Annotated in this window: 2 protein-coding genes; both read right to left on the bottom strand. The window is 76.4% G+C overall.

What is annotated here, in order from left to right:
• Window positions 1-255: UvrD-helicase domain-containing protein (locus GTW08_RS07730; protein WP_161151678.1), on the bottom strand; the 255-nt coding region annotated here is incomplete at its 3' end.
• Between the two features lie 72 nt (window positions 256-327).
• A partial coding sequence (locus GTW08_RS07725) for a glycoside hydrolase family 16 protein (RefSeq protein WP_161151677.1) occupies window positions 328-1,288 on the bottom strand: 961 nt, incomplete at its 5' end.

Raw genomic sequence — 1,288 nt, 5'->3', positions numbered from 1 at the left:
CAGCCGGGACCGGACGCGGGTGCCGAGCTGCTGGGCGGCCTTGCGGGTGAAGGTGAGCCCGAGGACCTGCTCGGGCAGCACCCGGCCGGTCGCGACCAGCCAGACGACGCGGGCCGCCATCGTCTCGGTCTTGCCCGCCCCCGCCCCGGCGACGACGAGCGCCGGCCCGGCGGGCGCGGCGATGACCGCGGCCTGTTCCGCGGTCGGCGGGTGCAGACCGAGCGCGTGTGCCAGCTCGGCGGGGGTGGGGTCCACGCGGACCGTTCTACCCGGCGTCACCGACAGGTCCGCCACCCGGCGCCGTCCCGGCCCGGCCCCGGCGGCGGATCAGCGGCCGGCGTCGTCGACCGGTGCGTAGACGCGGGCCCAGTCGACCTGCAGGCGTACCTCGTCGGGGGTGGTCGCGTCCGGGCCGGGGATCCACCCCGACGCCGGGCCCTGGTCGAGCTGTATGGCCAGGTGCATCGGGGTGGTGGGGATCGCGCGGCGGTCGGTGACCTCCCACTTCTTCACCCCGTCGACGTACCAGGTGATCCGGTCCGGCAGCCACTCCAGGGCGAAGGTGCGCCACTGGGTGAAGTCGCCGGGGGTGTCGGTGGACAGGATGTGGTTCTGCGCGCCGTAGTGGACGAAGGCGGTGGCCGCATGCCGGTCGCCGAACGGGATCTCCATCATGTCGAGCTCCCCGTCGTCGGGGAACCGCTCGGAGTCCGGCCAGAGCAGGATCGCGGGGCTGTAGCCGTTGCCGACGTCGGTGCGGGCGCGGAACTCCCAGCGGCCGTAGAGCTGACCGTCGTGCATCGCGACACCGCCGGAGACGCCCCCGCCCGTGGCCCGGGGGCGCGCGGTCACGGTGAGCAGGCCGTCGCCGACGCCGACCGCGGACGGGCGGCGCAGGCCGTTGCCGAACCCGCCGGGCGAGTTGTAGACGCTCCAGGTGGAGCGGTCGACGCGGGAGCCGTCGAACTCGTCGCCACCGACCTGGCGCCACTGCTGCGGCGGGGGCGGGGGCGGCGGGGGCGGCAGCTGGTTGTCCAGTGCGGAGGTCGCCGGGTCGGCGGCGACGGCCGTGCCGTCCGGCGGGACGAGCACGGTCCAGGTCAGCCCGGCGACGGCGACGAGCACCAGCGCCATCGCGCCGGTGCCGTGCGCGATGCGGCGGCGCAGGCCGGTGACGGCGCGGTCCGGGCGCTCACGACGTTCGGTCCGCCCGGCACGGTCCGCCCGTCCGGCACCGTCCGGGATCTCGGCCCGGACGACCGTGGCACGGGCTCCGCGGTCGGTGGGG

Source organism: Pseudonocardia sp. SID8383 (assembly GCF_009864975.1).
Classification (GTDB): domain Bacteria; phylum Actinomycetota; class Actinomycetes; order Mycobacteriales; family Pseudonocardiaceae; genus Pseudonocardia; species Pseudonocardia alni.
This window is presented reverse-complemented; position numbering and strand designations above follow the sequence as displayed.